The sequence below is a fragment of the Streptomyces sp. NK15101 genome, from assembly GCF_020400725.1.
In the GTDB taxonomy this organism is placed as follows: domain Bacteria; phylum Actinomycetota; class Actinomycetes; order Streptomycetales; family Streptomycetaceae; genus Streptomyces.
This window is the reverse complement of sequence record NZ_JAINVG010000028.1, coordinates 1-18,419: the sequence shown is the minus strand read 5'-3', so window position 1 is coordinate 18,419 and position 18,419 is coordinate 1. Positions and strand designations below refer to the sequence as shown.

Sequence of the window (18,419 nt, the reverse complement as noted above, 5' to 3'; positions counted from 1 at the left end):
GTGGTGGCGGAGCCGGAGGACGGTGCTCCTGAGGACCGGAAGCCGCAGTCGGACGAGGCGCGGAGCGCGTTCGTGCCGCCGGCGGGGGTGGAGCAGCCCGCATCGGCCGAGGAGGAGCACGCGACCTCGGAGTTCGCCCTTCCGCCCGGTCTGGTGCCGGAGCCGCCGCAGGAGCCGGAGGGTTCGGCGTTCGCCCCGCCGGCCACGTACTCGGTGAAGGACTCGCCGCCCGCCTTCACTCCGGCGTACGGGGTGCCGCTGGTGCGGCTCTCGCAGGACGCGCCGTGGCAGGACCGGATGCGGACGATGCTGCGGCTTCCGGTGGGCGAGCGGCCGGTGCCGGAGGCGCCGCGCAAGGAGGACGAGGCCGGGCCGTCGGTGCCGCGCGTGCTCGACCTGACCCTGCGCATCGGTGAGCTGCTGCTGGCGGGCGGGGAGGGTGCGGAGGACGTCGAGGCGGCGATGTTCGCGATCTGCCGCTCGTACGGTCTGGACCGGGTGGAGCCGACGGTCACCTTCACGCTGCTGTCCGTCACCTACCAGCCCTCGCTGGTGGACGACCCGGTCACGGCGAACCGGACGGTACGTCGGCGGGGCACGGACTACACGCGGCTGGCGGCCGTCTACCAGCTGCTCGCGGACATCAACGCGCGGGCGCACGAGGTGACGCCCGAGGAGGCGTACCGGCGGCTCGCGGAGATCCGGCGGAACCGGCACCCGTATCCGGGGTGGGTCCTGACGGCGGCGGCGGGCGTGCTGGCGGGCGCGGCCTCGGTGCTGCTCGGCGGCGGTCCGACGGTCTTCTTCGTGGCGGCGCTCGGCGCGGTCCTCGGCGACCGGCTGGCGTGGCTGTTCGCGGGGCGCGGGATGCCGGAGTTCTACCAGTTCCTGGTGGCGGCGATGCCGCCGGCGGCGATGGGGGTGCTGCTGACGCTGCTGCACGCGGACCTGCGTCCGTCGGCGGTGATCACCGGTGGGCTGTTCGCGCTGATTCCGGGGCGGGCGCTGGTCGCGGCCGTGCAGGACGGTCTGACCGGTTTCTACATCACGGCTTCGGCCCGGCTGCTGGAGGTCGCGTACTTCTTCGTCGCGATCGTGGTGGGCGTGCTGTCGGTGCTGTACGTGGCGGTGCAGTTCGACGCCCAGCTGAATCCGGAGGGGGTGCTGCGGCCGGTGGAGCGGCCGGTGGTGCAGATCCTGGCGTCGATGGTGCTGTGCGCGACCTTCGCGATCCTGCTGCAGCAGTCGCGGGCGACGGTGCTCTTCGCGACGCTGAACGGCGGGGTGGCGTGGGTGGTCTACGCGTCGATCGCGGTGACCGCCGAGGGCTCGGCGGTGATGGCGACGGCGGTGGCGGCCGGCCTGGTGGGTCTCTTCGGGCAGCTGATCGCCCGCTATCACCACACTTCGTCGCTGCCGTACGTGACGGCGGCGATCGGGCCGCTGCTGCCCGGTTCGGCGACGTACTTCGGGGTGCTGGCGATCGCCCAGCACAATCTGGACCAGGGTTTCGCCTCGCTCGCGAAGGCGGCGGCGCTCGCCCTGGCGATCGCGATCGGCGTGAACCTGGGAAGCGAGCTGGCCCGTCTCTTCATGCAGGCCCCGGGCGCGGCGGCGGCACGGCGCGCGGCGAAGCGCACCCGGGGCTTCTAGCTTCGGTCCTACCGCTTGGCGTGGCGGCCGCGGGAGCCCGGCGGGTTCGGGGTGCCGGGGGCGTCGTGGTCGCTGCGGGGCGGGTTCTTCTTCGACTGGGCGCGGGCGCGGAGGAGCTCGATCGCGACCGGGATCACGGAGATCAGGACGATCCCGACGAGGATCAGCTCGATGTGCTTGTGGACGAACTCGACCTTGCCGAGGGAGGCGCCGAGCAGGGTCACGCCCGCGCCCCACAGCACGCCTCCGATGAGGTTGAAGATGATGAACGAGCGGTAGTTCATCCGGCTCACGCCGGCGATGATCGGCGTGAACGTGCGGACGATGGGCACGAAGCGGGCCAGGATCAGCGACTTCGGGCCGTGCTTCTCGAAGAACTCGTGCGCCTTCTCGACGTTCTCCTGCTTGAAGAGCTTGGAGTCGGGGCGCTTGAAGAGGGCGGGGCCGACCTTGCGGCCGAAGAGGTAGCCGACCTGGTCGCCGATGACGGCGGCGGCGACCACCAGGGTGCACACCAGCCACAGCGGGGTGTCGAGCTTGTTCGTGGTGACGAGCAGGCCGGTGGTGAAGAGCAGCGAGTCGCCGGGCAGGAAGAACCCGATGAGGAGGCCGGACTCGGCGAAGACGATCACCAGGACACCGATCAGACCAAAGGTCTGGATCAGATAGTCCGGGTCCAGCCAGCTCGGTCCGAGGGCAAGCGTGTTCACGGGTTCCGGGCTCCTGCGGTCGGTGGGGGCTTGGGGGACGGCTGGCCCCAAGCTATCAACGCGGGTCGCGGGCGCCCGGTTCCACCCGGCTCCCACGGGATGCGGAGCGGTCCCGCCGGCCCGAGGCTGGGGGGTCAGGAGGTGCATGCCGATGGGCATCGAGGAGTACGGAGGCGGTCAGGGGCCGCATCCCGACGTGCTGGTCGTGACGACGAACGACGTGCCGGGGTTCGAGGTCCGGCAGGTGATCGGTGAGGTCTTCGGGCTCACGGTCCGGTCCCGCCACCTGGGCAGTCAGATCGGTGCGGGGCTGAAGTCGATGATCGGCGGTGAGCTGAAGGGCCTGACGAAGACCCTGGTGCAGACCCGCAACCAGGCGATGGAGCGCCTGGTGGAGCAGGCGAAGGCGCGCGGCGCGAACGCCGTGCTCATGTTCCGCTTCGACGTGACGGAAGCGGCGGACGTGGGCACGGAGGTCTGTGCGTACGGCACGGCGGTGGTGATCGCGCCGCGCGTCTGAGGCGCCAGGGCGCGGTTCGTCAGGCGGCCCGGGGCGCGACGCCGCCCGGCCGCGGTGCCGCCCGGCGTCGGACGGTACCGCGCGGTGCCGCCCGGCGTCGTGACCGGGCGGGCCGGGCGCGGTTCGTCAGGCGGCCCGGCGTTCGGCGTTCGCCCGGACGGCCTCCCGCAGGTGCTCGGGGAGGCCCGGGTGGATCGCCTCGTAGAACGCGTGGAAGTTCTCGTCGGCGACGTACATCTCGGTGAGCTCCACATGGGTCCTCGGGTGGCATTCGAAGAACCAGGTGGTGAGGTGGCGGCGGTGGGCCTCGGCGAGGTCCATCGCCTCCTCGGACCCGGGGTCCCGGCCCTCGTCCATCAGGGCGGCGTAGGCGGCGCCCCAGGCGTCCACCTCGTCCTTCATCCGCTGCCAGTCCTCCTTGCCGTACGCGGCGGCTCGGGCCCGGGCCTGCCGGTGGGAGTGGGAGCCGCCCCAGCGGCGGGCGGTCTCGGCCGCGAACCTTTCGGGGTCCTTGTCCCCGAAGACCTCGAACTTCTCCTCGGGGGTGAGGTTGATGCCCATCCTCTTCGCCTCCATGGCGTGCTCGACGGCCGCCGCCATCCTCCGGAGCTCGTCGATCCGCGCGGTCAGCAGCGCGTGTTGGCGCCGCAGGTGTTCCCGCGGGTCGGCGTGCGGGTCGTCGAGGAGGACGGCGACCTCTTCGAGGGGGAAGCCGAGCTCCCGGTAGAACAGGATCTGCTGGAGCCGGTCGAGGTCCGCGTCGTCGTAGCGGCGGTGGCCCGCCGTGCTGCGGCCGCCCGGCGAGAGCAGCCCGATCGCGTCGTAGTGGTGCAGGGTGCGCACCGTGACCCCGGCGAAGCCGGCCACCTGTCCCACGGAGTAGCCCATCGGCCGTCCGCCCTTTCTCAGTCGGTACGCCGTTCAGCCTGGGTCCTGACGCGACGTGAGGTGCAAGTGCCCGCCGCGGTGTTGGCCGTGCCGCCACCCGGGAGCGGTTCGGGGTGTTATGTCTCTTTTGCTCACTTATGGTGGGGCGGTGGCCACTGATCATGCTCCGCCTCCCGTGGAGGCGCCCGCCCGGCTCCTGCTCCCCCAGATCCTGCCCGCGCTGCTCGTCGGGGTGGGGGCGAGCCTGCTGTTCCTCGGGATCAGCGCCCTCGCCGAGGAGTTCCAGCACGTCCTCTGGGACGACCTGCCGGACGCGCTCGGCATCGGGAACTACTCCGCGCTCTGGATGATCGTCATGCTCACGGCGGCGGGGGTCGCCGTGGGCCTCGTCGTGTGGAAGGTGCCCGGCCACGCCGGACCCGACCCGGCCTCCGAGGGGCTCGGCGGAGCGCCGCTCGCCCCCGGCGTGGTGCCGGGGCTGCTGCTCGCGAGCACCCTCACGCTGGCCGGCGGCGTCAGCCTCGGCCCCGAGAACCCGATCATCGCCGCCAACATCGCCCTCGCCTACTGGCTCGGCCGCAAGGCGGCCCCCGCCGTGCCGGGCGCGGCCTGGGTCGCGCTCGCCTCGGCCGCCACCATCGGCGCCCTCTTCGGCACCCCCGTGGCGGCCGCCCTCGTCCTCTCCGAGGCCCTGGCGGGACAGCCGGGCCGCGGCTCCCTCTGGGACCGGCTCTTCGCCCCGCTCGTCGCCGCCGGCGCCGGCGCGACGACCACCCAGCTGGTCTCCGACCCGAGTTTCGACGTGGGGCTCCCACCGCTGACCGACCCCGGGTTCGGCGACCTCCTCGCCGCCCTGGTCATCGCCCCGGCCGCGGCCGTCTTCGGCCTCGCCTCCTGCTACCTCTTCCCCCACGTCCACGCCGCCTTCCGGCGCCTGCGGCACCCCATGCTGATGCTGCCCCTCGGCGGCCTCGTCCTCGGCCTCCTGGGCGCCCTCGGCGGGCACCTGACCCTCTTCAAGGGCCTGGCGGAGACCAAGGAGCTCACCGCCTCGATCGGCGGCTGGTCCTCCGGCGAGCTCGCCAAGTTCGCCGTCGTCAAACTCCTCGCCCTCGTGGTCGCCGCCTCCTGCGGCTTCCGGGGCGGCCGGATCTTCCCCGCCGTCTTCGTCGGCGCCGCCTTCGGGCTGCTCGCCCAGGCGCTCGTCCCGGAGGTCCACCCGGCGGTCGCCGTCTCCTCCGCCGTCCTCGGGGTCCTGCTCGCCACCACCCGGCAGGGCTGGATCAGCCTCTTCACCGGCGCCGTCCTCGCCGCCTCCCCCACGGTGCTCGCCCTCCTCTGCCTGGCCTCGCTGCCCGCCTGGCTGATCGTCACCGGGCGCCCGCAGCTCGAACTCGACCATCGGGGCAACGCCCTGCGCTGACCCGGGGCGCGCGGCCCCGGAGCTCCCGCCCCGTGAGCGCCGCTACCTCCCGAGCCGCCCGAACTTCCGTACCGCCAGCGGGAAGAAGAGCGCCAGGAGCAGCAGCGGCCACACCACCGCCGCCGTGAGGTGCCCCGGCTCGCCGCCAGGGTTGCCGAAGAGGTCGCGCACCGCCGTCGCGGTCGCCGACATCGGGTTCCACTCCACGACCGTGCCGAGTCCGCCCGGCATCGAGTCCGGCGAGGCGAAGGCGTTGGAGAGGAAGCCGACCGGCCAGACCAGGATCTGCACGGCCTGCACCAGCTCCGCCCGTCCGGCGACCAGGGCCAGGAAGATCCCGATCCACAGCATCGCGAAGCGCAGCAGGAGCAGCAGCCCCAGCGCGCCGAGGGCGGCTCCCGGGCCGCCGTCCGCCCGCCAGCCGATCGCGTACCCCACGCCGGCCATCATGAGGAGTCCCACCGCCGACTGGAGCATGTCGGCGGCCGCCCGCCCCACGAGCACCGCCCCGTCGGCCATCGGCATGGACCGGAAGCGGTCGATCACGCCCTTGTCCAGATCCCGCGTCACCGCCGTCATGGTGCCTTCGAGGCCGAAGACCATGGTCAGCGTGAGCATCCCCGGCACCAGGTAGTCGACGTAGTCGCCGTCGACGGCCCGCCCGCCGCCGACCAGATGGCCGAACATCAGGAGCAGCATCACCGGGAAGACGAGCCCGACGAGGACCTGCACCGGCTGCCGCGCCCAGTGGGCGAGTTCGCGCCGGGTCATCGTCAGGCAGTCGCTCACCACGTCCGCCGCGCTCGTCCGCGAAACCGCCGTCTCCGCCGCGCCCGTCCCCGCCGTCGGCCGTGCCGTGCTCATGCCGCCTCCTTCTCACGTCCGGTCAGGTGCAGGAAGACCTCGTCCAGCGTCGGCCGCCGCAGGGCGATGTCCTCCGCCTCGATCCCGGCCGCGCCGAGCGCCCGGACGGTCTCGGCGAGGACGGCCATCCGGTCCGCGGCCGGTGCGCTGAGCCGCCGCCGGTCGGCGTCCACGGTCACCTCCGCCCGCTCGACGGGCAGCAGGCCGGCCGCCTCGTCGAGCCGCGCCGCGTCCCGGACGACCACGTCGACGCGGTCGGCGCCCACGCGCGCCTTGAGCTGGTCGGGTGTGCCGTCGGCGACGACCCTGCCCCGGTCCACGACCGAGATCCGGTCGGCGAGCCGGTCGGCCTCCTCCAGGTACTGCGTGGTCAGCAGGACGGTCGTGCCCCCGCCGACCAGGGAGCGCACGGCCTCCCAGACCTCCGTGCGCCCGCGGGGGTCGAGCCCGGTCGTCGGCTCGTCGAGGAAGAGCACCTCGGGCCCGGTGATCAGCGAGGCGGCCAGGTCGAGCCGTCGCCGCATGCCCCCGCTGTACTGCCGGACGGGCCTCCGGCCGGTGTCCGCGAGGCCGAAGCGCTCCAAGAGCTCGTCGGCCCGGGCGCCGGCCCGCCGGGCGCCCAGGTGGTGGAGCCTGCCGAACATCTCCAGGTTCTGCCGGCCGCCCAGCTCCTCGTCCAGTGCGGCGTACTGCCCGAGGAGCCCGATCCGCCGCCGTACCTCCCGGGCCCCGGTCCGTACGTCATGGCCCGCGACCCGCACCAGGCCCTCGTCGTGGCGCAGCAGGGTCGCCAGGATCCGTACGGTCGTGGTCTTGCCCGCTCCGTTGGGGCCGAGGAGGCCGTGAACGGTGCCCCGCCCGACGGCGAGGTCGAGTCCGTCCAGGGCGTTCTTCCCCCCGTACCGCTTCAGCGCACCCTCGACGAGGATCGCTTCCGATGACATCCGTCTCCTCCCGACACCTCTTAGTCAAATTTGACCAGTGGCCGTTGACGGAGGACGGTATGCCCTCGCGGGGCATTATTCAAACTTGATCAGTTCGCGTACGGGTTCTCCTCGCCCTCCGCCAGCACCCCCACGAAGGGCTCGCCCTCGCCCGCGAACACGTACGCCCCGGCCTCGATCCGCTCGATCAGGCCCAGCGTCCACTCCTTTCCGGCGTCCGCCGAGTGGACCCAGAAGTGCATGATCTCGCCGATGTGCCCGAGCTGCTCCGGGCCGCCCTCCGGCGTGTAGTACCCGGTGACCTCCGCCCGCCACTCGTCGAGCGCCCGCACCCGCCGGCGCAGCAGCTCGGCGGCCTCCTCGCGGGGCAGGTCCACCATGAAGCCGATGGCCGCCGACAGGACGTCCGTCCTCTGGTCGTACGTGGTCAGCGCCTCGCGCAGCAGCGCGAAGTACTCCTCCGCACCGGCCTCCGTCAGCTCGTACTCGACCCGCGGGGGCCCGCCCACCGTGCTCGGCGCGACCTCGTGCGCGTGCAGCAGTCCCTGCTTCGCCATCTGCTTCAGCGCGTGGTAGATCGAACCGGGCTTGGCGTGGGACCACTCGTGGGCACCCCAGTACTCCAGGTCGTTGCGGACCTGGTAGCCGTGGGCGCGGCCGTGCTGCTTGACCGCGCCCAGGACGAGAAGACGGATCGCCGACATGCCTCGATGTTAGTCAACCTTGACTAAGCGAGGCTGTTCTCCTCCGCGATCAGGTCGAAGGATCCCTTGCCGTCCAGGGACTCGCGGATGACGTCCGCGTGGCCGGCGTGCCGCCCCATCTCCTGGACCAGGTGCAGCAGCATCCAGCGCACCGACACCCGCCCGTCCTTCGGGAACCAGGGCGCGGGCGGCAGCGGGAAGGTGTCGTCCAGGCTCGGCACCGAGCGGACGAACTCCTCCGTCTGCTTCGCGACGTCCGCCCAGAACGCGACGACGTCGGGGATCGTCTCGCCGTCCACGAGCCGGAAGGCCTCGCCCCAGGTCTCCTCGGTCCGCTGCTTCTCGTTCGGCTGCTGCTGGGCCAGCCGCAGCCAGTTCAGCTCCACCTCGGCGACGTGCTTGACCAGCCCCGAGAGGCTGAGCTCGCTGGCACTGGGGCGGCTCGCCGCCTGCTCCTCGGTGAGGCCGAGGAGCGAGCGGCGGAGCGCGGCGCGCTGCGCCTCGACGAAGTCGAGGAACGCGCCGCGCTCGTCGCCGGGCTGCTCCGCGGGAACAAGGGCCACCATGGTGGGTCCGCCTTTCGTGGCTGTGGCTTTTCGACACCGACCACGCTACGGACCCTTGCGGACAACTACTGTCCTCAATGGCCCTGGAACCTAGAAGGGGAAGCGGCTGCGGCCGTGCTGGATCGAGATCCACTTCTGGGTGGTGAAGGACTCCACCATCGCCTCGCCGTTGAGCCGCCCCACGCCCGAGTGCTTCTCGCCGCCGAAGGGCACGATCGGCTCGTCGTGCACGGTGCCGTCGTTGATGTGGATCATGCCGGTGTGGATGCGCTTGGCGACCCGCACGCCCCGCTCGACGTCCCCGGTGTGGACGGCGCCGCTGAGCCCGTACGGCGTGTCGTTGGCGATCCGCACGGCCTCCTCCTCGCCGTCGAAGGGGACGATCAGCGCGACCGGGCCGAAGATCTCCTGGCTCAGGACCGGGGAGTCGGCGGCGAGACCGGTGAGGACGGACGGGGAGACAAGGTTGCCGTCGACCGTGCCGTGCAGCAGGGCCGTCGCGCCGGCCGCCACCGTCTGCTCGACGAGCGAGGAGACGGACTCCGCCTGCTGGGAGTTGATGAGGGGACCGATGTGGGTGGCGGGGTCGGCCGGGTCGCCGACGCGCAGGGTCTTCACCTTCGCCACGAACTTCTCGGTGAACTCCTCCTCCAGGGCGCGGTCCACCAGGATGCGGTTGGCGGCCATGCAGACCTGGCCCTGGTGCACGAAGCGGCTGAAGACGGCCGCGTCCACCGCGTAGTCCACGTCGGCGTCGTCGAGGACGATCAGGGCGCTGTTGCCGCCGAGTTCGAGGACGGCGTGCTTGAAGTTCTGCGCGCAGACCGTGGCGACGTGGCGGCCGACCTTGTCGGAGCCGGTGAAGGAGATGACCTTCGGCACCGGGTGGGTCAGGAGCGCGTCGCCGATCTCGGCGATGTCGGTGACCACGACGTTCAGCAGGCCGGCCGGCAGGCCGGCCTCCTCCAGGACCTTCGCGACCAGCGTGCCGCCGCAGATCGGGGTGTTCTGGTGCGGCTTGAGGACGACGGCGTTGCCGAGCGCGAGCGCGGGCGCGACCGACTTGATGGAGAGCAGGAAGGGGAAGTTGAAGGGGGAGATGACGCCGACGACGCCGACCGGGACGCGGTAGACCCGGTTCTCCTTGCCGTCGACCGGGGAGGGCAGGATGCGGCCCTCGGGGCGCAGCGCCAGCTGGATCGCCTCGCGCAGGAACTCCTTGGCGAGGTGCAGCTCGAAGGCCGCCTTGAGACGGGTGCCGCCGAGCTCGGCGACGATCGTCCCGGCGATCTCCTCCTCGCGGTCCTCGATGATCCGCAGCGCGCGCTCGAAGACGAGGCGGCGGGTGTACGGGTTGGTCTCGGCCCACGCGGTCTGGGCGCGCTCGGCGGCCCGGTAGGCGCGGTCGACCTCGTCGGCGGTCGCGACGGTGATCGACGCCAGCTTCTCCCCGGTGTACGGGTTGAAGTCGATGATGTCCCACGAACCGCTGCCGGGCTTCCACTCGCCGTCGATGTACTGGTGGGCCAGGTCGGTGAAGTGCGACATGGTTGAGACCCCTCTACCCGCTACCTGCAGTGCGACTGATGTGGCGTCATCGTACTGATGTGTCAGGAGAGTTGGAGGAGTCCCCGGAGAAGGTCCCGGCTTTCGGCCGGATCCGGACCGTCCTTCTGCAGCTTCTCCATCACCCGCTGGTACTGGGCGACCTCCTCGCGCTTGTCGAGGTAGAGGGCGCTGGTGAGCTGTTCGAGGTAGACGATGTCGGAGAGGTCGGACTCGGGGAAGCTCAGCATCGTGAAGGCGCCGCTCTCGCCGGCATGACCGCCGAAGCTGAAGGGCATGACCTGGAGCGTGACGCCCGGGTGCTCGGAGACCTCGATGAGGTGCCTCAACTGCCCCTGCATGACCGACCGGTCGCCGTAGGGGCGGCGCAGCGCGGCCTCGTCGAGGACGGCGTGGAACTGCGGGGCGCGCTCGGAGACCAGGACCTTCTGGCGCTCCAGGCGCAGGGCGACCCGGCGGTCGACCTCGGCGCGCGAGGCGCCGGGCATGCCCCGGCTGACGACGGCCTGGGCATAGGCCTCGGTCTGCAACAGGCCGTGGACGAACTGCACTTCGTAGACGCGGATGAGGGAGGCGGCGCCCTCCAGGCCGATGTACGTCTGGAACCAGCCGGGCAGGACGTCGCCGAAGCTGTGCCACCAGCCGGCGACGTTGGCCTCGCGGGCGAGTCCGAGGAGCGCGCCGCGCTCGGCCTCGTCCCCGACCCCGTAGAGGGTGAGCAGATCCTCGACGTCCCTGGCCTTGAAGCTCACCCTTCCCAACTCCATACGGCTGATCTTGGATTCGGACGCACGGATCGAATAGCCGGCAGCCTCGCGGGTGATCCCGCGCGACTCGCGCAGCCGCCTCAGCTGGGAGCCCAGCAGGATGCGCCGCACCACGCTCCCGCTCGCTCCGCTCGATTCGCCTGCGGTCACGGCTCTTCGCCTCCCCTTTACGGTGTCGAGCCCCCGTCGAGCCCCGGATTCTGCCATCAAACGCTTCAGCGCGTACACATTCGATTACGGAAAGGCGGCGACTTCCGGGCATCCGGGCGCACAGTGCGGGCACAGTGGGTGCGGATCGCGGGAAGTTCCCCTCATCGTGTGGACGACTTATGCACAGATTCGGCACGGGGACGGACAGGTCCGGCGCGTGCACGTGCATCTGCCCTTGCATCCGATGGGCGCATTCGGAACCATGGAGCCCGCGCAGCCGCGTACTCGTTCGTGTTGTCGTGTTGTCGCACCACAGTCGCGATTCCCGGGAGTGCCTCGCATGGGGACGAATGGATCGACCGTGCTCGAGCCGTTACGGCAGGGCCTTCCGCCGATCGATCCCGGCGCCGTCTCCACCTCCGCCTCCTGCGCCCTGCCCGCCCGGTACGAAGCCGTGCGCGGGGCCCGCAAGTTCACCAGCGCCACGCTCGACCGCTGGGAGCTGACGGAGCGTTTCGACGACGTGGCCCTGGTCGTCTCCGAACTCGTCACCAACGCGCTGCGGCACGCCGTGCCCGCCGACGCGCCGCAGGAAGAAGGCCAGAACCCGCCGGTCCGGCTGCACCTGATGCGCTGGGCCTCGCGCCTGGTGTGCGCCGTGCGCGACCCCAGCCGGGAGAGCCCGGAGGCGCGCGGCGGCGAGGAGGACTTCGCCGCCGAGTCGGGGCGCGGGCTGTTCCTGGTGGACTCGTTCAGCGACAGCTGGGGCTGGCACCCGCTCGCGGGGACGCTCCAGGGCAAGGTGGTGTGGGCACTGTTCCGGATCGGACCGGAGTAGCGCCGGAGACGTCAGAAGGGCCCCGACGGAAACCGTCGGGGCCCTTCTCGCGTCTCACACCAGGTGGTCGAACTCCCCGTCCTTGACGCCCAGCAGGAGCGCCTCTATCTCCGCGGGCGTGTAGACGAGCGCGGGGCCGTCGGGGTGGCGCGAGTTGCGCACGGCGACGTCGCCCCCCGGCAGCTTGGCGAACTCCACGCAGGACCCCTGGGAGTTGCTGTGCCGGCTCTTCTGCCACACGACTCCTCGCAGCTCCTTGGCCGCCATGCCGTTGTACGCGTGATGCGCATGATGCACTGGTAGCTCCCCGAGTTGCTTGGTGCAGGTGTCAACTTCCTCGGATCATAGCTGTGTTCATATGCCGATGCATGAGCAGATGCACGTGCACAGGGGGTGGCGTAGCGGCTACGCGACGGAGAGTTCTACCGGCGGGTATCCCCCGCCGGGAACGCGATCACCGGGGGCGTCAGCGCGCCTCGCGCCGTCCGTAGCGCTTCTCGAAGCGCTCGACGCGGCCGGCGGTGTCGAGCACGCGCGCAGTGCCGGTGTAGAAGGGGTGGCTCGCCGAGGAGATCTCGACGTCGACGACGGGGTAGGTGCGGCCGTCCTCCCACTCCACGGTCTTCTCGCCGGTGAGCGTGGAGCGGGTGAGGAAGGCGAAGTCGCCGGCCTTGTCGCGGAAGACGACGGGCTCGTACGCGGGGTGGATGCCGGGCTTCATGGGTGCTTCAGCGCTCCTCTCGGAAGTCGACGTGCCGGCCGGCGACCGGGTCGAACTTGCGCAGGGTGAGTCGGTCGGGGTCGTTGCGGCGGTTCTTGCGGGTGACGTAGGTGAATCCGGTTCCGGCGGTGGACCGGAGCTTCACGACGGGACGGAGTTCATTGCGTGCCATGTCGTGCAGGGTAAATGAAAACGAATCCCATTGCCAATAATTGGGATGAGAGGTGGGTCACCCCTGTCCGGCGGGGCTCATCCGGGCCGCTTCGACTCCATGAGGGCCGTCCCGAGCTCCTCCAGGGAGTCCAGGAGCAGGACGGCGCCCTTGTGGAGCAGGAAGTGGTCCGGCGGTCCCGCCGACCAGGCCGCGACCGTCTCGCGCAGGTCGTCCCAGTGCGGCTCCCCGCGCTCCCGCACCTCCTTCGCGCCCCGCTCCGTCGACCGGCGCAGGGACTCGGCGAGGGCCGCCGCCGCGGGCACGGCCGGGGCGCCGCGCTCCGGCAGGTGCGCCTCCAGGAGCATCGCCACCCGGCCGAACTCCGCGAGCGCCTGCTCCGCCTGCTCCACCGCCGCGTGCGAGAGCCCCCGGTGCCGCACCGGCTCGTGGGACGCCCGGGCCACCGCCTCCTGCCAGGCGACCCGGGCCGCACGGGTCCTCAGGAGCGCCTCCCGCACGTCGGGGTCGGCCGGCCCGGCCGGATCGGCGTACCGCGCGGTGACGACGGCCGCGAACGCGCCGGCCGACGCCAGCCAGTCCGCGAGCAGGCCGCGCAGCCGGGGCGTCTCCCAGGCCGGGTAGACGGCGTACGACAGCATCGCGAGGACCCCGCCGAGCAGGGTCAGCAGGACCCGCTCCCGCACGGTCTGGGTCAGGCCCGCGCCTTCCATGCCGAGCAGGAAGACGACGTACGCGGAGACGAAGGTCTGCGCCGCCGCGTACCCCGTCCGCATCAGCAGGTACATCCCGAACGCGCACGCCACCGCGAGCGCGGCGGACGGGTACGGGCCCGGATGCGCCGACCGGACGACCGCCGTCGCCAGCGCCACCCCGACCAGGGTTCCGCCGAAGCGCGCCACCGAGCGCGCGTACGTCTGCGAGAAGTCCGGGCGCATCACCATCACCGAGGCCATCGGCGCCCAGTAACCGTGACCGAAGGGCAGCCACGTCCCCAGCAGATAGCCGACGGCCGTGACCGCCGAGACGCGGACCGCGTGCCGCAGGACCGGGGAGCCGGGGCGCAGCTCGGCACGCACCTCCGCCAGGACGACCGGCACGAGCCGGAGGAGGGTGGGGCGGGTACGGGCGTCGTGGCCCGGCGGCGCCCCGTCCGGGGGCGGCGACGCCCCCGGGCGCGGGTCCGCCGTCTCGACGACGTCGCCGAGCAGCGCCGCCAGGCGGAGGGCCGCCCGGCGGGACGGGCCCTTGAGGATCGCGCCGGTGTCCGGGGTGCGTAGGGCGGCGAGGGCGGGCGGCGGCGGTGCCACCGGTTCGCCGTGCCGGATCGCGTGCGCGGCGGCGTCCAGGACCTCGGCCGCCGCACCGAGCAGCTCCCGCACCCGGGCCCGTTCCGGCCCCGCCCCCGGCACGCCGACCGCGGGGTCCGCGAGCGAGGCCAGCACCGGGCGGATCCGCTCCGCGAGCCCCCGCGCACCGTGCAGCTCCGGCGGCCGGGTGCGGGCCTGGCGGGGCGTCACCGCGGCCGCGCTCCGCGCCGTCATGAGCGGTACGGGATCGAACGGGGCGACCGGATCGTGGCGCAGCCTGCGGGCGTAGTCCGCCTCCGCGGCGAGCGCGTCCGCGAGGGCGTCGCGCTGGGCGCCCCAGCGGCGGACGGGCAGGAGGACCACCAGGGCGGCCTGGACGACACCGCCCGCGAAGATCGTCACGGCGTGGCCGGCGGCGGTGGCGACCGAGGTCGGGAGCGTGACCGTCACCAGCATGATCGCCACGTTGGAGGAGGCGATGATGCCGGCGGTCGGACCCGCGGCCCACGCCAGGCCCGACAGGAACGTCCAGGCGAGCAGCAGGGCGAGGAAGAGGACCTGGTGGGCGCCCGTGAGATAGCCGAGGAACGTCGAGACGGCGAGGCTGGCGCCGGAGGCCAGGGCCAGGGTGGGGCGGGGGCGCCAGGAGCGCTGGAAGGTGGCGATGGCCGCCTGGAAGGCGCCGAAGGCGGACGAGACGGCGACGGTGGGGCCGAAGAGGGCGAGGGAGAGGCCGACGACCAGGGCCAGGCCGAGGGCGCCGCGGGCCGCTGCGGCCGGTTCGAGCCGCTGCCGCTCGACGGTGAGCCCGGAGCGGGCGGTCTCCTTCAGCGCCCGGAGCCAGCTCATGCCCCAGAGCGTATCCGCGAACCCGTACGAAACGGGCGATAACCTCCTGTTGCGGGCCGCGGCCGGGGCCTTCGCAGGGCCGGGTTGCCGGCAGTCGCCCCGGCGGAACGACCGCCCACCCGTCGCACCCCCGTGGTGGGCGGTCGTTCCGCCGGGGCGGCGCCCGCCCCTCGCGCCCCGTTGTGGGCAGGCGTTCCGCAAGGGGCGGAACGGGTGGGCACAACGGAACGGCGCCCTTGCCGGCGCCCGAGGCTCCTGGGCCTGGACCCGCACCCCGTGCACAGCGCCCTGTCGGTGCGGGTCCAGGCGCGGAACGCGGAGGCGCCGCGAAGGGCGCCGTCCCGTGTGCCCACCCGTCCCGCCCCAGCGGGACGATTGCCCACACGGCGGGTGGCGGGGGGGGGCACCGTCCCGCCGGGCGCGGGCCGCACGCGGCGGGTGGCGGGGGGGGGGCACCGTCCCGCCGGGCGCGGGCCGCGCGCGGCAGGTGGGCACCGGCCTGGCGGGCGCGGCCCGGGCCACGGGCCGGTGGGGTCAGGGCAGGTGGGGGCGGTTCGGATGGAGGCCCGCGGCGTCGGCGGCCGTCGCACCGTGGTTCCAGCCCGCCTCGTCCCACGCCGCCCGCACCCGCGTCGTGCGGGTCTCCGGGAAGAGTTCGTCCGTGCGGGCCGACACCGCGACCTCGCGCGACGCGAGGGCCGGGAGGAGCGTCGGGGCCTCGGCCGCCACCCGGCGCGACGTCGCCGAGAGCCGGGCGCCCAGCCGGTTCGCGTACGCGAGGAGGAAGGACTGCCGGAAGGACTTCGTGCGCTTGCGCCCGCCCGCCCGCTGCTCCGCCTCCGCCCGCGTCATCGCCGCCGTGCCCTGGACGAGGAGCGAGGTGTAGAGCAGCTCCACCGGGTCGAGGTCCGCCTCGAAGCCGACGACCGTCGAGAAGCCGTACGCCTCGTTCCACACGGCCCGGCAGTGGTTCGCCGTCGCGACCGCGTCGAGCAGGATCGCCTTCGCCTGTTCGTACGGCGGCTCCACCCCGATCCGGATCGCGCCCGGCGTCTCGGGGGACGGCGCGCCCGCCGCGAGCGTCGCCTCGTCCAGGCTGTGCCGGGCCATCAGCTCCTGCGCCTTCGCGGTGAGCGCCTCCGCCTCCTCCGGGTATCCGGTCGCCTCCGCCTTCGCGAGCAGCGCCCTGATCCGGCCGAGCATCCGGGGTTCGCCCGTCACCGCCGGCGGCAGGGCCTCCCCGGGGGCGGGCCCCACCGCGTCCAGGCGCGGGAGCCGGACGAGCAGCCGGTACAGCTCCAGGACGGTCGTCGCCCGCGAGAAGCGGTCCGCCGGACGTCCGCCCTCCGCGTCCAGTCCGTCGATCTGCGCCTGCCAGCGGTGCGGCAGCCGCCCGTAGCCGGCCGTCTCCGCCCGGATGAGTGCGGAGAGGAGTCGGACGTGCTCGTCGGCGAGCTCTCGGCGCGCCATGCGGACGAGATCCGCCGGCTGCCAGCCCCGCGCCCACAGCGTCCGCACGAACTCCTCTCCCCGCCGGGCCAGTTCCGCGTCCACGCCGCGGTCGGCGGCGAGCAGCGAGGCCGCCGTGTCGAGGGAGCCGTCGTCGCTCGCGTACAGCGCCTCGAAGGCCTTGTCGATGGTGGTGCCGCCGCTCACGCCGTGCCCCTCGCGTGCTTCGCGTCCCACTGTTCGCGCGACCGGGCGATCACCGCGCGGTGGTCGAGCGACCAGTCGATCAGCTGCTTGATGAGGTGGGTCATGCTGTGGCCGGTCTCGGTCAGCGCGTACTCCACCTGCGGCGGGGTCGTCGGGTACACCGTCCGCGAGACGAGCCCGTCCCGTTCGAGGCGGCGCAGCGTGAGCGTCAGCATCCGCTGCGAGACGCCGGTGACGAGCCGCTGGAGCTCCCTGAACCGCCGTGGCCCTGCGGCCAGTTCGACGACGACGTGCACCGTCCACTTGTCGCCGAGCCGGTCCTGGACGTCCCGTACCCCGCAGTCCTCGGCACAGCTGACCAAGGGCTCGGTGGTTACCTCCGTGTGCCCCTCTGACATCAATGTGCCTCCTTCCGCACTCCTGTCCGTCCGACCACGATGGTCTCAGCCATCACGACCCCAGGGGGAATCCATGCTGCTCGTCACCGGCGTCTCCGGCGCCCTCGGCTCTCTCGTCGCCGAACGGCTCGCCGGCCGCGACGACGTCGTCCTCGGCACCCGCGCCGGGCTTCCCGGCACCCGCCCTCTCGACTTCGACGCCCCGGAGACGCTCCCCGCGGCCTTCGCCGGCGTGGAGACCCTCCTCCTCATATCCGCCGGGTACGGGGAGGACGACGTCGTGATCGCCCGCCACGAGGCCGCGATCTCCGCCGCCGAGGCCGCCGGCGTCCGGCACGTCGTCTACACGAGCCTCTCCGGCGACGGCGACCACCTCACGTACGCGCTCGCGCACCGCTGGACCGAGCGGCGGCTCCGGCGGTCCACGACGCTCGACTGGACCGTCCTCCGCAACGGCCTCTACGCCGAGTTCCTCACCTGGATCGCCGCCCCGGACGCCGAGCACCGCATCACCGGCCCCCTCGGCGGGGGCCGCCTCGCCGCCGTCGCCCGCGCGGACCTCGCCGACATCGCCGTCTCCGTCGCCACGGACCCGGCCGCCCACCGGAACCGGGTGTACGAGCTCGTCGGCGAGCGCCCCCTCGGCGGCGCCGACCTGGCGGCGGCCCTCGGCGCCGAGTACGCCCCCGGCACGCTCGCGGAGGTCCGTGCCGCGCTCGCCGCCTCCGGGGCCGTGCCCTTCCAGGTGCCGATGCTGGCGAGCACGTACTCGGCGATCGCCCACGGCTTCATGGACGGCACGGGCGTGGAGCGAAACGACCTGCGCGCGCTGCTCGGCGGGCGCGAACCCCTCGACGCGCTGGACGTGTTCGTGAGGGCGGTAGGGGAGAGGTAGGGCCAGGCCTACCTCCGGGACGCCCGGTGGTGGTCGTGATCGGGGCCGGCCGAAACGGTTCGCTTGAGCCATGACCTCGAACGCCGCCGTACGGCTCCGCCGGCTCACCCGGCACCACCGGGACGTCCACGCCCTCGACGGCGTCGACCTCGACTTCCACACCGGGACCTTCACCGCCGTCATGGGGCCCTCCGGCTCCGGCAAGTCCACGCTCCTCCAGTGCGCCGCCGGGCTCGACCGGCCCACCGCCGGGACCGTGGAGGTCGGCGGCGTCGCCCTGGAGGGACTGAGCGAGCGACGCCTCACGCTGCTGCGGCGGGACCGGATCGGTTTCGTCTTCCAGTCCTTCAACCTGCTGCCCTCCCTGACCGCCGCGCAGAACGTGGCCCTCCCGCTCCGGCTCGCCGGCCGCCGTCCGTCCCGTACGGAGGTACGGCGGGCACTCGCGCGCGTGGGGCTCGCCGGCCGGGAACGGCACCGGCCCGGCGAACTGTCCGGCGGCCAGCAGCAGCGGGTCGCGATCGCGCGCGCACTGATCACGCGGCCCGTCGTCCTCTTCGGCGACGAGCCGACCGGCGCGCTCGACTCGACGACGAGCCGCGAGATCCTCGACATGCTGCGGGACCTCGTCGACCACGACGGCCGGACGATCGTCATGGTCACCCACGACCCGGTGGCGGCGTCCCGCGCGGACCGCGTGGTCTTCCTGGTCGACGGGCGGCTCGCGGGCGAGCTGACGGACCCGACGGTGGAGTCGGTCACGGCCAGGATGACGGCCCTGGAGACTGGCGGGGGGGGGGGGGGGGGGCCGGGGGGGGGGGGGGG

20 protein-coding genes are annotated in these 18,419 nt (G+C 72.9%); 6 read left to right on the top strand and 14 right to left on the bottom strand.

The annotated features are described in order from the left end of the window. A complete protein-coding gene (locus K7G60_RS17135; protein WP_225801780.1) occupies positions 1-1,653 on the top strand; it encodes a threonine/serine exporter ThrE family protein in 1,653 nt (550 codons plus the stop codon). Between the two features lie 8 nt (positions 1,654-1,661). Here the strand turns inward: K7G60_RS17135 and K7G60_RS17130 are convergent, their stop codons facing one another. Further along, positions 1,662-2,363: a DedA family protein gene (locus K7G60_RS17130; RefSeq protein ID WP_225801779.1), complete on the bottom strand. Its 702-nt coding sequence runs from the start codon at positions 2,361-2,363 to the stop codon at positions 1,662-1,664. 151 nt (positions 2,364-2,514) lie between these two features. On the opposite strand from K7G60_RS17130, the gene K7G60_RS17125 reads away from it, so the two are divergent. Then, complete coding sequence (locus tag K7G60_RS17125) at positions 2,515-2,883, top strand: YbjQ family protein (RefSeq protein ID WP_225801838.1); 369 nt, start codon at positions 2,515-2,517, stop codon at positions 2,881-2,883. A gap of 126 nt (positions 2,884-3,009) precedes the next feature. Here K7G60_RS17125 and K7G60_RS17120 read toward each other — a convergent pair whose 3' ends face one another. After that, positions 3,010-3,771: a MerR family transcriptional regulator gene (locus K7G60_RS17120; RefSeq protein WP_225801778.1), complete on the bottom strand. Its 762-nt coding sequence runs from the start codon at positions 3,769-3,771 to the stop codon at positions 3,010-3,012. 148 nt (positions 3,772-3,919) lie between these two features. On the opposite strand from K7G60_RS17120, the gene K7G60_RS17115 reads away from it, so the two are divergent. After that, the gene (locus K7G60_RS17115) at positions 3,920-5,194 is read left to right on the top strand and encodes an ion channel protein (RefSeq protein WP_225801777.1); all 1,275 of its coding nucleotides are present in this window, start codon (positions 3,920-3,922) and stop codon (positions 5,192-5,194) included. A gap of 42 nt (positions 5,195-5,236) precedes the next feature. On the opposite strand, the gene K7G60_RS17110 is transcribed toward K7G60_RS17115, so the two are convergent. From K7G60_RS17110 to K7G60_RS17085, 6 genes are all read right to left on the bottom strand, one after another. Then, positions 5,237-6,058 (bottom strand): ABC transporter permease, encoded by an 822-nt coding sequence (locus K7G60_RS17110; RefSeq protein ID WP_374115638.1) that lies wholly within the window; start codon positions 6,056-6,058, stop codon positions 5,237-5,239. After that, positions 6,055-7,002: an ATP-binding cassette domain-containing protein gene (locus K7G60_RS17105; protein ID WP_225801776.1), complete on the bottom strand. Its 948-nt coding sequence runs from the start codon at positions 7,000-7,002 to the stop codon at positions 6,055-6,057. Before K7G60_RS17105 ends, K7G60_RS17110 begins: the two co-directional genes overlap by 4 nt. Before the next feature lie 89 nt (positions 7,003-7,091). Continuing rightward, entirely contained in the window at positions 7,092-7,706 is a 615-nt protein-coding gene (locus tag K7G60_RS17100; RefSeq protein ID WP_225801775.1) for a PadR family transcriptional regulator, read from the bottom strand. A gap of 23 nt (positions 7,707-7,729) precedes the next feature. Then, positions 7,730-8,272, bottom strand: coding sequence for a DinB family protein (locus K7G60_RS17095; RefSeq protein ID WP_225801774.1), 543 nt, complete (start codon positions 8,270-8,272; stop codon positions 7,730-7,732). A gap of 90 nt (positions 8,273-8,362) precedes the next feature. Beyond that, a complete protein-coding gene (locus K7G60_RS17090; RefSeq protein WP_225801773.1) occupies positions 8,363-9,820 on the bottom strand; it encodes an aldehyde dehydrogenase family protein in 1,458 nt (485 codons plus the stop codon). Positions 9,821-9,882: 62 nt separating this feature from the next. Continuing rightward, positions 9,883-10,755, bottom strand: coding sequence for a helix-turn-helix transcriptional regulator (locus K7G60_RS17085; RefSeq protein WP_225801772.1), 873 nt, complete (start codon positions 10,753-10,755; stop codon positions 9,883-9,885). Positions 10,756-11,095: 340 nt separating this feature from the next. Here K7G60_RS17085 and K7G60_RS17080 point away from each other — a divergent pair, with 340 nt between their 5' ends. Beyond that, positions 11,096-11,593, top strand: coding sequence for an ATP-binding protein (locus tag K7G60_RS17080; protein WP_189803263.1), 498 nt, complete (start codon positions 11,096-11,098; stop codon positions 11,591-11,593). A gap of 54 nt (positions 11,594-11,647) precedes the next feature. Here the strand turns inward: K7G60_RS17080 and K7G60_RS17075 are convergent, their stop codons facing one another. From K7G60_RS17075 to K7G60_RS17050, 6 genes are all read right to left on the bottom strand, one after another. Next, positions 11,648-11,860 (bottom strand): DUF397 domain-containing protein, encoded by a 213-nt coding sequence (locus K7G60_RS17075; RefSeq protein ID WP_225801836.1) that lies wholly within the window; start codon positions 11,858-11,860, stop codon positions 11,648-11,650. A gap of 199 nt (positions 11,861-12,059) precedes the next feature. Then, positions 12,060-12,314, bottom strand: a complete 255-nt coding sequence (locus K7G60_RS17070) for a type B 50S ribosomal protein L31 (protein ID WP_225801771.1) — start codon at positions 12,312-12,314, stop codon at positions 12,060-12,062. Between the two features lie 7 nt (positions 12,315-12,321). Continuing rightward, positions 12,322-12,486: a 50S ribosomal protein L33 gene (gene rpmG / locus K7G60_RS17065; RefSeq protein ID WP_225801770.1), complete on the bottom strand. Its 165-nt coding sequence runs from the start codon at positions 12,484-12,486 to the stop codon at positions 12,322-12,324. Between the two features lie 77 nt (positions 12,487-12,563). Continuing rightward, positions 12,564-14,645 (bottom strand): FUSC family protein, encoded by a 2,082-nt coding sequence (locus tag K7G60_RS17060; protein WP_225801769.1) that lies wholly within the window; start codon positions 14,643-14,645, stop codon positions 12,564-12,566. Between the two features lie 534 nt (positions 14,646-15,179). Next, the gene (locus K7G60_RS17055) at positions 15,180-16,301 is read right to left on the bottom strand and encodes a DUF2786 domain-containing protein (RefSeq protein ID WP_225801768.1); all 1,122 of its coding nucleotides are present in this window, start codon (positions 16,299-16,301) and stop codon (positions 15,180-15,182) included. Beyond that, positions 16,298-16,699 carry a helix-turn-helix domain-containing protein gene (locus K7G60_RS17050; RefSeq protein WP_225801767.1) on the bottom strand — a complete coding sequence of 134 codons (402 nt, stop codon included), beginning with the start codon at positions 16,697-16,699 and terminating at the stop codon, positions 16,298-16,300. The genes K7G60_RS17055 and K7G60_RS17050 overlap by 4 nt, the downstream gene beginning before the upstream one ends. 73 nt (positions 16,700-16,772) lie before the next feature. On the opposite strand from K7G60_RS17050, the gene K7G60_RS17045 reads away from it, so the two are divergent. After that, positions 16,773-17,594, top strand: coding sequence for an NAD(P)H-binding protein (locus tag K7G60_RS17045; RefSeq protein ID WP_225801766.1), 822 nt, complete (start codon positions 16,773-16,775; stop codon positions 17,592-17,594). 70 nt (positions 17,595-17,664) lie between these two features. Further along, positions 17,665-18,419, top strand: a 755-nt coding sequence (locus tag K7G60_RS17040) for an ABC transporter ATP-binding protein (RefSeq protein ID WP_225801765.1), incomplete at its 3' end; no start/stop codon positions are given.

What these genes read in the sequence shown, in the direction of transcription:
- K7G60_RS17095 (WP_225801774.1), bottom strand. Translation starts at nt 8,272, where the DNA reads ATGGTGGCCCTTGTTCCCGCGGAGCAGCCCGGCGACGAGCGCGGCGCG.
- K7G60_RS17120 (WP_225801778.1), bottom strand. Translation starts at nt 3,771, where the DNA reads ATGGGCTACTCCGTGGGACAGGTGGCCGGCTTCGCCGGGGTCACGGTG.
- K7G60_RS17080 (WP_189803263.1), top strand. Translation starts at nt 11,096, where the DNA reads ATGGGGACGAATGGATCGACCGTGCTCGAGCCGTTACGGCAGGGCCTT.
- K7G60_RS17075 (WP_225801836.1), bottom strand. Translation starts at nt 11,860, where the DNA reads ATGGCGGCCAAGGAGCTGCGAGGAGTCGTGTGGCAGAAGAGCCGGCAC.
- K7G60_RS17045 (WP_225801766.1), top strand. Translation starts at nt 16,773, where the DNA reads ATGCTGCTCGTCACCGGCGTCTCCGGCGCCCTCGGCTCTCTCGTCGCC.
- K7G60_RS17125 (WP_225801838.1), top strand. Translation starts at nt 2,515, where the DNA reads ATGGGCATCGAGGAGTACGGAGGCGGTCAGGGGCCGCATCCCGACGTG.
- K7G60_RS17090 (WP_225801773.1), bottom strand. Translation starts at nt 9,820, where the DNA reads ATGTCGCACTTCACCGACCTGGCCCACCAGTACATCGACGGCGAGTGG.
- K7G60_RS17105 (WP_225801776.1), bottom strand. Translation starts at nt 7,002, where the DNA reads ATGTCATCGGAAGCGATCCTCGTCGAGGGTGCGCTGAAGCGGTACGGG.
- rpmG (WP_225801770.1), bottom strand. Translation starts at nt 12,486, where the DNA reads ATGGCACGCAATGAACTCCGTCCCGTCGTGAAGCTCCGGTCCACCGCC.
- K7G60_RS17060 (WP_225801769.1), bottom strand. Translation starts at nt 14,645, where the DNA reads ATGAGCTGGCTCCGGGCGCTGAAGGAGACCGCCCGCTCCGGGCTCACC.
- K7G60_RS17070 (WP_225801771.1), bottom strand. Translation starts at nt 12,314, where the DNA reads ATGAAGCCCGGCATCCACCCCGCGTACGAGCCCGTCGTCTTCCGCGAC.
- K7G60_RS17110 (WP_374115638.1), bottom strand. Translation starts at nt 6,058, where the DNA reads ATGAGCACGGCACGGCCGACGGCGGGGACGGGCGCGGCGGAGACGGCG.
- K7G60_RS17050 (WP_225801767.1), bottom strand. Translation starts at nt 16,699, where the DNA reads ATGTCAGAGGGGCACACGGAGGTAACCACCGAGCCCTTGGTCAGCTGT.
- K7G60_RS17100 (WP_225801775.1), bottom strand. Translation starts at nt 7,706, where the DNA reads ATGTCGGCGATCCGTCTTCTCGTCCTGGGCGCGGTCAAGCAGCACGGC.